We start from the raw sequence: 12,115 nt of genomic DNA on the forward strand, positions 1-12,115 counted from the left end.
CGAGGGGAGCGGATTGCGTCGAAAACGACCCATACGGAGCAGGTCGAGTCCATCAACCCAGCGCACGGTCCAAAATGGACTCGATTACCCAAACGAATCTGGCGCCGGAAACCGCCCACAAGATGGAACGCCGAATCTCGCGACTTCGACCGCCACCCCACGCCACATTCGACTTCAGCACCGATGTGCTCACCGCTGATCGTTCCCATCGACCGCGGCTCCCGATGTCGAACCCTCGGTTGCCGATGAACAATGCGGGGACCTCTCCGACAGCTTGTCCGAAACCCTCACCATCACCGGCCCCGCCAACGCCCGCACCGAACAACTGTTGCGCGAGTTCTTCCACCACTGACCACGAGAGCGATCGTGCCTGACCCGACCAGAACCGTCGCCATCCTCTGCGGTGCGAGTCACTGGCCCCGGCTCGACACCTTCGACCCCGCGCCCGCGTTCACCAACACCGCCACCGAACTACGCCGCTACCTCACCAACCCCAACGGGATGGCCCTACCCGCGGGAAATGTCTTGTGGCTCTTCGATGCCGACACCACCGCCGCCGAACACATCGACCGCATCGACCACTTCCTCGCCCACCACATACAACGGACCGGCAGTGCTCACGGCCGAGGCCTGCTGATCCTGTTCGCCTACGTCGGACACGGCGCGTTCTTCGGCGCCGACCGCGCCTACTGCCTGCTCGTACGCGACACCCACAAACCAGGCTTGGCACAAACCAGCCTCCGCGTCGCCGACCTCGCCTACACCCTGCGCACAGCCGCCCCCGAAAGCTCCCGCATAGTCCCCGATGAGCCTGCGCCGCGTCTGCGAACTCACCCAGCAACACCTCGACCACGAACCCGGCGATCCACCCCGGCCCGAGGTCCACTCCCCCGACCAACGCACCGGCGACCTCGCCGACACACCCCTGTTCCCCAGCCCCGCCACCACGCCACATCGACCAAACCACAACCCGACGACACCCCCTCGCGGACATCACCCGAATCATCTGCCGCATAGCGGTATCCGTTCGAAGCCACAACGCGAGACGCGCGCGGGGGTCGTCACCAAACCGCTGCCCGTCGCGACGACGGCCGCATACATACAGCCACCACCACCAGCACCGCCGCCCTCACCGATGCGACAGGCGGCTGGCTCACCAGCGCCGCGCAGTCAGGGCTTGTTTCGCGGACGGCGCTTGGTCCGACTCGCGGTCCTGCTCGCGGTGACGGTGGCTGTCGGTGCCGGCTTGGTGTTCGGCTACCGGACATTGTTCTGGAACTACTACGTCGGCGCCGCCAACGGATCGGTGGTGATTCAGCGCGGGTCGGCCCATGACCAGCGATCCGACGAAACGGTTTACCGCGTTTGCCTGACCCCCGACGGACTCCCCTACCCGGCGACACCGGGCAGCAAGCTGTCGTCAGCGTGCACGCCGCTGAAGGTGACCGACCTAGAGGAAAGCGGCAGACGTCAGGTGCTAGCCGGGACGGCGCCGAGTTCGCTGGACACAGCGAAGGACGCGATGGAGATCCTCGTACAGCAAGAACTATTGCCACCATGCCCGAGAAAAGCTGGTGCGGCACCTCCACCGACATCGGCACCTCCAACGACAGCGGCACCTCCAACTACGACCACGCCTCCACCGACAGCACTGTCCCCCAAGCCGCAGATCTCGGGAGAGAATTGCCGGGTGACCGACTGATACCGGCAGTGGGCTCCGCCGCGTGATTATGGCGGGATTCGTATAGGTGCCACTCCGGCAGCGATGCCTACACGCGGCGATTGCAGTGTCCTGCGTATAGCCGATACCGCGCACGGGTCGTGTCGAACACAATGAGGCGTCGGAGTTGCTGCGCACAACTCGCGCCTGACACGATCCTGGAGGTCTCCATGGCGATAGAGGACGGGGTTGCCCGTTTGGCGCGGCATCTATTACGTCGGACGGCGGGGTTCGTTATAGGGCCGGTGCGTAATGCGTAGAGGCTCGGTGATCGTCGAATACTTCCTCCGTTTGAGCAGGCAGCGAACCCGGCGCGACGCCGCTGGACGCACCGACGCACCGGTCGTGATCGACATCGGCATTCGGGAATGGCTCGACGCGGCGCTGCCCGTACCCGCAGGCAGCCGGGCGGCGGCGTTCAGCACCAAGATCGCCAAGCCGTCCTGGCTGCCGGGGTCTGCCGCACGCGGTGCGGGTAAACGGTTGCGGCGCTTGGGGTATGAGCTCGCCGGCGATCCGATGGACTTCCTCGTCGACGGGATGACCGGACCCCTCGGCGCGGGCGAACTGGCGCGGGTCCGCGCCTGGGCCGAACGCCTCGCCCACGTCGAGCACGACCATCTCGCACACCACGTCTAGAAAGTCGAAATCAGATGTCCCCCAACACTCTCAACCATCCAGTCCTCGTCGGTACCGATGGCTCCGCGGCCGCGATCGACGCCGTGCGCTGGGCCGCCTGCGACGCAGCACGCCGCGGCGCACCGCTGCACATCGTGTACTCGATCGACGTCCCGACGGACTTCGGTCCCAGCCTGGCCTTCACCCGCATCGACTATGACGACTACCGCCGAGCCGGCGCCATGATCACCGACAAGGCACGCGAATCCGCCGCCGAGGCGGCCGCACCGATCGCCGACCTCGACATCGACACGTTTGTCGTAGCAGCAGCACCGATTCCGGTGCTGCGCGATCGATCCGCGGACGCGCGACTGCTCGTCGTCGGTACCCACGGATACGGCGCTGCCGGCCGGGCTCTGCTCGGGTCGGTGAGCACGTCACTGGCCAGACACGCGCTGTGCCCGGTCGCGGTGATCCCCGCGGCGACAGCCGACACACCCCAAAAGGCGCACGGTCCAGTGGTCGTCGGCGTCGACGGTTCCGCGGGCGGTGCGCACGCGCTCGACGTCGCGTTCGAACAAGCGTCCCGCCGCGATGCTCCGCTGCTCGCGGTTCTCACCTGGTCGGGGTTCAGCCACTACATCCCGCGCATCGACATGCGCCAGGAGGCCGAGGCACTGCTCGCCGAGACCATCGCGGGCTATCAGGAGAAATACCCCGACGTTCAGGTATCCCGGCTCATCGCGCAAGCGCACCCTGCCAAGTATCTGCTCGAAACCGCCGAACTCGCCCAGCTGATCGTTGTCGGCAGCCACGGCCACGGCGGCTTCCCCGGGATGGCCCTCGGCTCGGTCGGCCAAGCGGTGCTGCACGGCGCGCACTGCCCGGTCATCGTCGCCCGCCCACCGAACTGACCTCCCGGCCACCCTTCACCATAGGAGAAAACCCATGTATGCCATGACTTTTCGTGGCCCAGGCCAACCCAGCTAGGAGCAAGTCCCCGACCCCGAGATCCAGCACAGCACCGACGCGATCGTGCGGGTGGACGCGGTCACAATCTGCGGGACCGATCTGCACATCCTCAAAAGCGATGTCCCCGACGTCATCCCAGGACGCATTCTCGGTCACGAAGCGGTCGGCACGGTGACCGAAGTCGGTGCCGGTGTGCGCTCCCGCAAAGTCGGTGACCGCGTCCTGATCTCGTGTATCTCGGCTTGCGGTACGTGCCGATTCTGCAAGGAAGGCCGCTACGGTCAGGCGGCTGCACACCGGCGAAGCACTGTCCGAGGAATTCGAGGCTCACCCGGCCCATGCACACAACACAGCAGTGCTCCTCTAGCCGTCTATTTCTTTACGGCATAAGGAAGCTACGAACCGGATCAGGAAGGATAGGCGAGACCGGTTCGTAGAGCAGTCTCCATTCGGCGTCCGGAATTGCTTCTCGGACATGTTCGAGCATGCTTCGAATCATCAGCAACTCGAGGCATGTCCAGGCTCGGTCAGTTGGGAGTCGGCGGCCTCGCATGGTCATCAACAGCAACACTCGGGGGACCGCCGCCGCAATGGCCTCAATCCATTCCCGGGCCGCTCGGTCTGTGGGAGGTACCCCGATCTCGGCCGCGGCGCAGAGACTTTCCGCCCAGGTGTGGAGTCTGTCTTCTGTTTGCATTGCCAGCCGAAGGTCCTTCAGCGATGCTCTCGCCGGTAACTCACGCAGGTAGTCCCGCATGTCGCCGCCAGGTATAACGTCGTCGAGCACCTGGACCACCGCGCCTTCGGGATCCGCCGGTACCGCCATCGCCAACGCACGCCTATACGAACAGTCCCGCGTCCGTCAACAATGGCTCGAGGCGACCCAGGACGTGGCCACCGAACTGCTGGGCGGCAGTGAACCGAACGAGGTGCTCGAGCTGATCGCCGACCGGGCGCGATCACGTCATTCAGCGACTGTTCGCGGTCGGGCTGTCACTGCAGAGGTCCTGTGTGAGGCGGGCAGCAATGTCGTCCGGCACGCGTGCGGTTCACGGGTCCGGCAGGACTCGTGCGAGCGGGGGGCTACCGCTCAACTGGTCGGCATCGGCGCGGGCGATGTTGTGGCGGATGGCGACGACGACGGGGTGCTCAGGTGCGAAGGTGTGGGTCGCGATGGCCAGGGCGCGGCGGTGGTACGCGGCAGCTTCGGTATAACGCTCTTGCTGGTGTAGGAGGGTCGCGAGATTGTTGGTGAGCAGCGCGATTTCGGGGTGGTCGCTGCCGAGGAGGCGTTCCTTGATGGCCAGGGCTTGCCGGTAGTGGCGGTCGGCGGTGTCGGTGTCGCCGAGTGTCTGTTCGATGGCCGCGAGGTTGTGGAGCTGGACGGCGATCTCGTAGTGGCGTGGTGGACGTGCCGTCCGGCAGATCGCCAGAGCCTCGTTGAGCAGGGTGCGGGCCTGTTCGTGGCGACCCTGGCCGGCCAGAGCCGCTGCGAGAACGGCGAGGTCTTGGGCGAGATCGACCGGATTGGTGCGCGGTGTACCGCGGCGGGTGTCGACCGCGCGGCGGGCATAGGTTTCGGCGTCCGAGTAGTCGCCACGGGCATGGGCGAGTCCGGCCAGATTATGGCTCAGGGCGGCGAATTCAGCTGGGGTGGCGCCAGTTTCGTCGTAGAACTGCCGGAGACGGGCGTAATGTTGCGCCGCTCGGTCGAAGGCGCCCAGTTCCTTGGCGGTGATGCCGAGCTGAGTGAGCACAGCGCCCAGCAACGCACCGCCAGCGGCTTCGGCCAACAGCAGCGCCTGGCCGAGGGCGTGCTCGGCCTGCCGGTAGTCGCCGGTGCGGCGATGGCAATCGGCCAGCGCCACCAGGACCCGGGCGAGCAGCCGGTCCCGCTCGGCGCTCTCCGGTATCCGCTCGAGCCACCGTACGGCTTCGACCAGATGCGCTGTCGCGACCGGGTATTCGGCACGGTCCAGCTCGATCCCGGCCACCGTCAACGCTGCCTCGGCAACCAGCAGCGCGGGCCCCGACGAGGCGGCCCTGGCCAGCCGTAGCGCGCCGCGGCCGTGCCCGACCGCCTCGTCGAGATCACCATTCACCTGCCAGTAGCGGGCCAGCCGCATCCGCAGCCGGGCACACCTCGCCCGCAACCGATCCCGAATCGACATCACTACCGGATCTGTACCGGCTCATAGCGATTGGCACCGATTCGGTCGGCGAGGACGGCGGCGGGACCGATCAGTAGGGTCAACGGCCCGCCACAGGAATCAGCAGGCGATTGGTACACCATGACATGTTTCCTCTCAAATTAATTGTGCCACTACAGAGTTCGCAGCGGCTCGCAATGATCGACTGCGATTCGTTCGAGGATGTGACTCCCGCTGCCGGCATCAGCAGCCGATTGGTGTTCCCAATGACATGTCTCCTCTCGGACGGTCTTCCGACTCGGCCTGCCGGTCGAGAACCAGGCGCCTAGGTGTCGCCTCGATTCCGCCGGGTGCGCGGATCGAACCGGTTGTCAGGACTCATCGATCCCGGCAATAAACGATTCACACCTGACCCGATCCATGAATGCCGGTCATGGATTTCCGGATCGATGGGAGATTCATTGCGTCACTTCGGAACGTGTGCCCAGTGCTCAGTCTTTCCGCCGCACACCGTCGGCCATAGGGCCCTACGGCATGCCCGACCGAGTCGTTCGGCCCCATCCGTCGGCAACACGGGACTCCGCTGAATGAACCTCACGGATTGAGGGTCGAGTGGCGCCCAACTCGTGAGAGCCTGACGGTATGCCACCGACAGTCGAGCAGGTTCGCGTCCTGGCCGATAACTGCGAGCAGTTCCGTGACTCTAAAGCGCCCTTGGGATATCCGAACAGCTTAGCTCTCTGCGTAGTCGACTCGGTTCAGTCGACTGGTGTCACCTACCCCAGCGTCGAGAAGGTCATCCATAGGTACTGCGACTTCCGCAGAAGTCGAGGCCACGACCCGTATACCGACGGCGTGCATGCGCTCCTGGCAACATTCCACGAAGTCGGCGACCCCACCGCCTGGGCCCGCCGGATCGGAAACCAGAACAAGATCTCCACTCACGCTGGCGCGCCGCTGAAGGCTGTCGCCGTTCACGAAGCGGCGCAAGCTCTAAGCCGCCACATCGTAGTCACTACGCAGGATCTTCGAGACGCCGCCGAGTAAACATTCAGCCGGTTCGGTAGCTGGATGGTTGTCGGGGGCGTGCGGTGTCGCAGTTGGTGGTATCGGTGCTGGTGGTGCACGATGTGGGGGTGCCGGTTGAGCTGGGAGTCGAGGAGCTCAGAGAGCTTCTGGCGCAGCGTGATCGGCAGGTTGACCGACGTGATGAGCAGATCGCGGCGCTGACCGCGGCAGTGACGGCGTTGTCGGAGACGAATGCGGAACTGGTCGCTCGGGTAGCGCGGCTCGAGCATTTACTGACTCGGAACTCGGGTAACTCCTCGATGCCGCCGTCGCGGGACGACGATCCGGGCCACAAACCCCCGGCGGAGAAACAGAAGAAGCCGAACCCTGCTGTCCAGCAGCGTAAACGGGGCAAGCAGCCGGGGTCCCCTGGCACGAATCTGGCGTGGACCCAAGACCCGAACGCGACGGAAAACCTGTTCCCGCAAGGCACATGCGATTGTGGTGCGGACCTGGCCGGTGGCCAGGATCTGGGAATAGTGGACCGGTATCAGCGCCACGACATCCCGGAGGTGACCGTGCGCGTCACCCAGTTCGACTGCCACGAGGTCGCCTGCGGGTGCGGGCGCACCCACGCCGCGTCGCGCCCGGACGGAGCCCGGTCGGGCCCGGTGGGTTACGGCCCGAATCTGCAAGCTCTGGCCGTCTATCTCCTTGTCGTACATCATCTTCCGGTCCAACGATGTGTGGCGTTGCTGGCAGCGTTGACCGGTGCCGCACCGAGTGCGGGGTTCGTGCACGCCATGCTGGCCCGCACCGCGGCCACATTGGGTGCGGTGCAGGCACGCATCCGGGCGTTGATCGTGGTGTCGCACGTGGTGTGCTGCGATGAAACACCGATCCGGGTCGGCCCGGCCGCCCCGAAGGCGGGGAAGAAGAAAGCCGACAAGTATCTGCTGGTCGCTGCCACCGATCTCTATACCCATTACCTGCTCGGTGGCCGTGACCTCGAGACGTTCAAAGCGTTCGTGCTCAAAGACCTCGCCGCCGCCGGCGCGATCGTGGTGCACGACCGCTACGTCAACTACGACTCCGACCACCTCGGAGCGCTCATCCACCAGTTGTGCTGCGCCCATCTTCTCCGAGATCTCACCGGCGCGGCCGAGGTTTATCCCGACGCCGAATGGCCCACCCAGGTCGCGGACTCCCTGCGCGGGCTGATCCATCACGCCAATCTGGCACGCGCGGAGAACCTTTCGGCGATCGAGAAGGGCGCGGCCCAGGAGTTGATCACCCGGCTGCGGGACGGGGTGAAAGTCGGGTTGTCCGAAACCGTCCGCCACGGTGACCGGCCCGGGGAACGCAAAGCCCGCCTGCTGCTGCAATGCCTGCGCGACCGCGAAGCCGACGTACTGCGCTTCACGACCGACTTGCGCGTCCCACCCACCTCCAACCAAGCCGAACGCGACCTGCGGCCCGCGAAAATTCAGCAGAACATCTCCGGGCGCCTCACCAGCGAAGACCGCACCGAAGACCGGTGGCGCATCCGCGGATACGTCTCCACCGCCATTAAACACGGTCACGCAGCCCTCGACGTCCTACGCGACGCCCTGACCGGACGTCCCTGGATCCCACCCGATCCTGTCCCCGTCTAACCACTCCCAGACAGCAACCCGACCGCACACCGGCCGGGCACACCCTCACACCCGAAAACCGCAGGTCAGCAACGGCGCTGAATGTTTACGCCGCCGAGCGCCCAATGCGTCTCAACGAGATTCGAGAATCCTGGCTGAACGTCTCAGGGCAAAAGTCCGGCATCACCTGGCACTACGTCCAGATGCTAGCGGGACTCCCCGGCGTGAAACCTGACCGAATGATCATGCGATTCGTCGCGGACACCCTGCGAGTACCCCGCGCCCAGGTGACATCGCAGTTCGCAGTGGAGGCAGTTCGCTCCGCGGCAGAGGCAATGAACGTCTCACCGACAGATCTCGACCACGGGATCTGGCAATGGCAACGACGGCGTCGCTGACGCGATTCAGAGCGGCGATTCGGCTGCTGCCGCCTACGATTTCAGCGATCAGCCAATCGAGGTAATGCCGAATCATATTGCTGCACAATGGACCGATCGGCGTGCCATCCCCCGGGCGCGGGCCTCCCGGGGATGGAACGGGCAGTCAGCGGAAGAGGCGGAAGAACCCGCGCACCTGCTCGACCAGCGACTCCGGTTGCTCCAGTGCGGCGAAGTGGCCACCGCGCGGCAGTTCCTCGAACCAGCGCAGGTCGGTGAACCGGAGCTCGGCCTCCCGCCGCGATGGGCGGGTTATGTCGCGCGGGTAGACCGACAGCCCGGACGGCGCGGTGACCTTGTCCCGGAAGTTGGCGAAGCTCTCCCAGTACAGGCGCGCTGACGACGTTGCCGACGCGGTGAACCAATAGACCGAGATCTCATCGAGGATCTGCTGCCGCGACAACGCGTCCTCGGGGTGGCCGTTGTTGTCCGTCCAGGCCCAGAACTTCTCGGCGATCCAGGCGGCCTGGCCCGCCGGGGAGTCGGTGAGGCCGTAGCCGAGCGTCTGCGGCCGGGTCGCCTGCTGGCCCGAGTACCCCCGGCCGGTGCGCCGGAACTCCTTCTCGGCCGCGAGGTTCGCCAGTTCCGCGGGCGTCGGGTCGTCGAACGTGCCCGCCGCCACGGACCCCAGGTTCAGGTGCACGCCGGCGACCCGCTCGGGCGCCACCTCGCCCAGCGCGCCGGACACCGCCGAACCCCAGTCACCGCCCTGCGCGCCGTACCGCTCGTACCCGAGCGAAAGCATCAGCGTGTCCCAGGCGCGCGCGATGCGTTTGACGCCCCACCCGGTCGTCGACGGCTTGTCACTCCAGCCGTACCCGGGCAACGACGGCGCGACCACGTGGAACGCGTCCGCCGGGTCTCCGCCGTGCGCGCGCGGGTCGGTCAGCGGGCCGAGGACCTCCAGGAACTCGAGCACAGAACCCGGCCACCCGTGCGTGAGCACCAGCGGGAATGCGTCCGGCTCCGGCGAGCGGACGTGCAGGAAGTGGATGCCCAGCCCGTCGATTGTGTCGCGGTACTGCGGGAAAACGTTCAGCCGCTCGGCGAACCCGAAGTCGTAGTCCTCGGCCCAGCTGCGGCAAAGCTCCTGCGCATACGCCAGCGGCAAACCCTGTGACCAGTCGTCCACCGGCTCGGGCTCGGGCCACCGTGTCCGTCGCAATCGTTCACGCAGGTCCGCGATCTCGGCTTCGGTGATGCTGACCTCGAATGGCTCGGCAGACATAGCGGACTCTCTTCCTCGGTAAGGCTTTATCGGATCGAGTGTGGGTCAGGGTGAAGCCGTCGACCGGCTCGGAGGGGTGGACCGTCATCGCTGGCTTCCACGCGTGTGGTCAGGTTCGGGTCGGCGGCCGGCACCAGGGCGCCGGGTCAGGCTGAGGACGAGTCCGGCCAGAGGGAATGCCGCGAGCACGGCGAGGGCCACCGGCACCGACGCGATGCTGGACAGGCCCGCGACAGCGGCCGGACCGATCCCGCCACCCAGGAAGATCATGAAGTTGAGCAGGCCCTGTGCGGTGTCGCGGTCGGGCGCGGCGACCAGTTCCGGTGCGAGGCTAACCAGTACGGCCTGGGCGCCGGTGAAGCCACACACGGTCAGCGCCGCGCCGACGACAACCGGAATCGGCCCGGTGAAGACCGCGACCACGAGCACGCCGACGACGGTGAGTGCCGCAAGCCCGGCCGACACCTGCCAACCGGTGAACCGGTCGGTCAAGGCGCCGACCAGCCGTCCTGCCAGCACCGAGCAGGCGGCCGCCGGGACCAAGAGCGCGCCGGCTTCGAGCGGTCCACCGCCCGTGGCCTGCTCGATCAGGGACGGGGCGAGGAACAGCACCCCGTAGTAGCCGGCGAAGATCGTCCCGCCGACGAGCCCGGCCGACAGGAAGCCGCGGGCCGCGATCACCCGCCGAGGCACGAACCCGTCGGGCGTGCGTCGCACGCGCCACCACAGTCCCACCGCGGCGAGTGCCCCGGCGGCAGCCACGGCGAGCGTAACCGGAGCGGGCAGGCCGACCGAGTGTGCCTGCAGCAACGTGATCAACGAGCCGGCGAGTACCGACAGCACGGCCACGCCGACGATGTCGAGTCGCCCGGCCGAGCCGTCCCGCTCGCCGCCACCGATCCGCGTTAACGTGCGCCTACCCGCCAATGCGATCAGCAGGAGTGGCAGTGCGAGGACCGGGATCGCGAGCACCGCACGCCACCCCAGCCATGCGGTGACCGCCCCGCCCAGCAGGGTCCCGCACGCCGACATCGTCGCGCTGGCGGCTGCGATGATTCCCAGCGCGCGGATCCGTTCCCGCCCGGGAAGGGCGGTGGCCACGGCGAAAACGGCGATCACGGTCGCACCCGCTCCGGCGCCACCGATCAGTCGACCGACGATCACGACCGGCAGTGTCGGGCCTGCTCCCGCGAGCGCCGAGCCCGCGGCGAGTGCTACGACTCCGGCGACGAGTACCCGGAAGGGGCTCCACCGGGCCATCAGCCGACCCGCGACCGGCATCGCGAGCGCGGATGTCAGCGACCATGCGGTGAGGATCCATGCCGTGGCCCCGAACGGCACCGCGAGCCCGCGGCCGATGGCCGGCAGCGCCACCGCCGGTGCTCCCAGTGCTACGTACTGTGGCAGCACCAGTATCCCCAGGGCCAGCCCCAGCCAGCGCCCGTCGGGGGCGTGGTTCGATTCGCTGCTGAGGGTCCCGCCAGACGGGATTGTCTGCGTCATCGTCGTCTCCCCAGCATGTTGTGACATGTGAAAGCTACTATGGGTGTCACGATACGGAACAGCGAGGAGACACGTCAAATGCTTGATGCGTGTTACAGCCCATCGGCGGTGCAGACGGCCGTCGATCTTGCCAACACCTTGAGGCCGATCAAGGGAGAGGACGCGCTCGAGACCGTGGAGCAGCTCCGGGACTTCCGCGATGAGCATTCCCCCGCCGGACCGGTCGAGTCGCCGAGTTCGGCCGCAGACGGCGTGCGGCAGCGTCTCACCCGCGCCGACCTAGCGGAGGTCCGCTCGTTGCGCGAGACGGTTCGTGCCGTGCTCGAACAAGCGAGCACGGACCCGGTTGGGGCTGCAGCCCTGATCAATGGCGGCCTGCGTCGCAACCACGCCACCCCGGCGCTGCGCCACGATCACGACCGCTGGTGGACCGAGGTCACCTCCGACACCGACCGCTACTCGGCGCACCTTGCCGCGACCACGCTCAGCGCACTGGCCTCCGTGATCGCCACGCTCGGTCCGACTCGTCTGGGCGTATGTGCCAGACCGACCTGCCGGGCCACTTTCGCGGACCTCTCGCGCAACGGCTCGAAGCAGTACTGCACCCGAACCTGCGCGCACCGGGCCAGCGTCGCGGCCTACCGGAGTCGGCAGAGCCCGAGCTGAGTGTCGGCACATGCCCCCTGCCAGGTCGGCTCCCGGTGCCGACCGAGTGCGGCGATATCACATTAACCGGCCACGGTGTGATCGTCGGAAAGCTTTGCTGAATGGGAAAAGGGCGGTGGCGGAGACTTCTCGATGTTTCGACACGTTCCGCCAAGCACGCGATCGACGAAATAGGCCTG

At 66.7% G+C, this 12,115-nt stretch carries 10 protein-coding genes and 1 pseudogene; 8 read left to right on the top strand and 3 right to left on the bottom strand.

The window, feature by feature from the left end:
- The first annotated feature begins 366 nt into the window (after positions 1-366).
- The 5 genes and pseudogenes from ACQPW1_RS29155 (at position 367) to ACQPW1_RS29175 (ending at position 3,700) form a co-directional block, all read left to right on the top strand.
- A complete protein-coding gene (locus tag ACQPW1_RS29155; RefSeq protein ID WP_433654969.1) occupies positions 367-1,017 on the top strand; it encodes a hypothetical protein in 651 nt (216 codons plus the stop codon).
- Positions 1,018-1,557: 540 nt separating this feature from the next.
- Positions 1,558-1,728 (top strand): hypothetical protein, encoded by a 171-nt coding sequence (locus ACQPW1_RS29160; protein ID WP_433654971.1) that lies wholly within the window; start codon positions 1,558-1,560, stop codon positions 1,726-1,728.
- A gap of 244 nt (positions 1,729-1,972) precedes the next feature.
- On the top strand, positions 1,973-2,359 hold the full coding sequence (locus ACQPW1_RS29165) for a hypothetical protein (protein WP_433654972.1): 387 nt from the start codon (positions 1,973-1,975) through the stop codon (positions 2,357-2,359).
- A 14-nt stretch (positions 2,360-2,373) separates the two neighbouring features.
- Complete coding sequence (locus ACQPW1_RS29170; protein WP_433654973.1) at positions 2,374-3,252, top strand: universal stress protein; 879 nt, start codon at positions 2,374-2,376, stop codon at positions 3,250-3,252.
- A 34-nt stretch (positions 3,253-3,286) separates the two neighbouring features.
- A pseudogene (locus tag ACQPW1_RS29175) lies at positions 3,287-3,700 on the top strand (alcohol dehydrogenase catalytic domain-containing protein).
- A 659-nt stretch (positions 3,701-4,359) separates the two neighbouring features.
- Here the strand turns inward: ACQPW1_RS29175 and ACQPW1_RS29180 are convergent.
- Positions 4,360-5,481 carry a tetratricopeptide repeat protein gene (locus ACQPW1_RS29180; protein ID WP_433654975.1) on the bottom strand — a complete coding sequence of 374 codons (1,122 nt, stop codon included), beginning with the start codon at positions 5,479-5,481 and terminating at the stop codon, positions 4,360-4,362.
- A gap of 621 nt (positions 5,482-6,102) precedes the next feature.
- Here ACQPW1_RS29180 and ACQPW1_RS29185 point away from each other — a divergent pair.
- Together ACQPW1_RS29185 and tnpC are read left to right on the top strand one after the other, a co-directional pair.
- Positions 6,103-6,507 (top strand): hypothetical protein, encoded by a 405-nt coding sequence (locus tag ACQPW1_RS29185; RefSeq protein ID WP_433654976.1) that lies wholly within the window; start codon positions 6,103-6,105, stop codon positions 6,505-6,507.
- Between the two features lie 44 nt (positions 6,508-6,551).
- Positions 6,552-8,123: an IS66 family transposase gene (gene tnpC / locus ACQPW1_RS29190; RefSeq protein ID WP_433654008.1), complete on the top strand. Its 1,572-nt coding sequence runs from the start codon at positions 6,552-6,554 to the stop codon at positions 8,121-8,123.
- Between the two features lie 522 nt (positions 8,124-8,645).
- Here tnpC and ACQPW1_RS29195 read toward each other — a convergent pair.
- Entirely contained in the window at positions 8,646-9,767 is a 1,122-nt protein-coding gene (locus ACQPW1_RS29195; RefSeq protein ID WP_433654978.1) for an epoxide hydrolase family protein, read from the bottom strand.
- A gap of 84 nt (positions 9,768-9,851) precedes the next feature.
- The gene (locus ACQPW1_RS29200; RefSeq protein ID WP_433654980.1) at positions 9,852-11,270 is read right to left on the bottom strand and encodes an MFS transporter; all 1,419 of its coding nucleotides are present in this window, start codon (positions 11,268-11,270) and stop codon (positions 9,852-9,854) included.
- 78 nt (positions 11,271-11,348) lie between these two features.
- Here ACQPW1_RS29200 and ACQPW1_RS29205 point away from each other — a divergent pair, with 78 nt between their 5' ends.
- A complete protein-coding gene (locus tag ACQPW1_RS29205; protein WP_433654982.1) occupies positions 11,349-11,936 on the top strand; it encodes a CGNR zinc finger domain-containing protein in 588 nt (195 codons plus the stop codon).
- Positions 11,937-12,115: the final 179 nt, after the last annotated feature.

This window comes from Nocardia sp. CA-128927, from assembly GCF_050955855.1.
Lineage (GTDB): Bacteria > Actinomycetota > Actinomycetes > Mycobacteriales > Mycobacteriaceae > Nocardia.

What these genes read in the sequence shown, in the direction of transcription:
- ACQPW1_RS29160 (WP_433654971.1), top strand. Translation starts at nt 1,558, where the DNA reads ATGCCCGAGAAAAGCTGGTGCGGCACCTCCACCGACATCGGCACCTCC.
- ACQPW1_RS29165 (WP_433654972.1), top strand. Translation starts at nt 1,973, where the DNA reads ATGCGTAGAGGCTCGGTGATCGTCGAATACTTCCTCCGTTTGAGCAGG.
- ACQPW1_RS29170 (WP_433654973.1), top strand. Translation starts at nt 2,374, where the DNA reads ATGTCCCCCAACACTCTCAACCATCCAGTCCTCGTCGGTACCGATGGC.
- ACQPW1_RS29180 (WP_433654975.1), bottom strand. Translation starts at nt 5,481, where the DNA reads ATGTCGATTCGGGATCGGTTGCGGGCGAGGTGTGCCCGGCTGCGGATG.
- ACQPW1_RS29185 (WP_433654976.1), top strand. Translation starts at nt 6,103, where the DNA reads ATGCCACCGACAGTCGAGCAGGTTCGCGTCCTGGCCGATAACTGCGAG.
- ACQPW1_RS29195 (WP_433654978.1), bottom strand. Translation starts at nt 9,767, where the DNA reads ATGTCTGCCGAGCCATTCGAGGTCAGCATCACCGAAGCCGAGATCGCG.
- ACQPW1_RS29200 (WP_433654980.1), bottom strand. Translation starts at nt 11,270, where the DNA reads ATGACGCAGACAATCCCGTCTGGCGGGACCCTCAGCAGCGAATCGAAC.
- ACQPW1_RS29205 (WP_433654982.1), top strand. Translation starts at nt 11,349, where the DNA reads ATGCTTGATGCGTGTTACAGCCCATCGGCGGTGCAGACGGCCGTCGAT.